Origin of the sequence: Arsukibacterium sp. MJ3, from assembly GCF_000987765.1 — a bacterium.
Lineage (GTDB): Bacteria > Pseudomonadota > Gammaproteobacteria > Enterobacterales > Alteromonadaceae > Alishewanella.
The window spans coordinates 1-583 of the sequence record NZ_LAHP01000124.1 but is presented as its reverse complement, the minus strand read 5'-3'; the positions used below and the strand labels follow the sequence as shown (position 1 = coordinate 583).

Here is a 583-nt window from a genome sequence, read left to right as displayed (position 1 = left end):
CTTGTGGTTTACCGTCTTTATCTTTAATAAAGTGCATGGTCATCATGATCATCCGGGCAACCCAGAAGAAAATAATATCAAAACCGGTTACTAATACATCGGTAGGGTGAAAGGTTTTTAAATCGTCAGTGTCTTCCGGCCAGCCGAGGGTAGAAAATGTCCACAGTGCTGAGCTAAACCAGGTATCGAGCACATCATTGTCTTGTTGCAGTATTATGTCATTTGCCAGCTGATATTTGCTGCGCACTTCTTGCTCAGAGCGGCCAACATAAACTTTGCCATTGTTATCGTACCAGGCCGGTATGCGGTAGCCCCACCATAACTGGCGGGAAATACACCAGTCTTGAATGTCGCGCATCCAGCTGAAATACATGTTTTCATATTGTTTGGGCACAAATTCAATCTGGCCGGTTTCTACTGCGTCTACCGCCGTTTTAGCCAGTGGCGCAACCCGCACATACCATTGGTCGGTAAGCAGTGGCTCAAAGCAATTAACGCACCGAAGCCTCCACAGACTAAAATTAACCAGCCAATGGTTTCATCTTGCATTACCCGTACCGAGGTTTCACCCAGATTAAACAGT

Annotated in this window: 1 pseudogene; it reads right to left on the bottom strand. The window is 46.1% G+C overall.

The features are described from left to right. Positions 1-484 (bottom strand): annotated as a pseudogene (locus tag VT06_RS17105) (class I tRNA ligase family protein); the annotation flags it as partial. Positions 485-583: the final 99 nt, after the last annotated feature.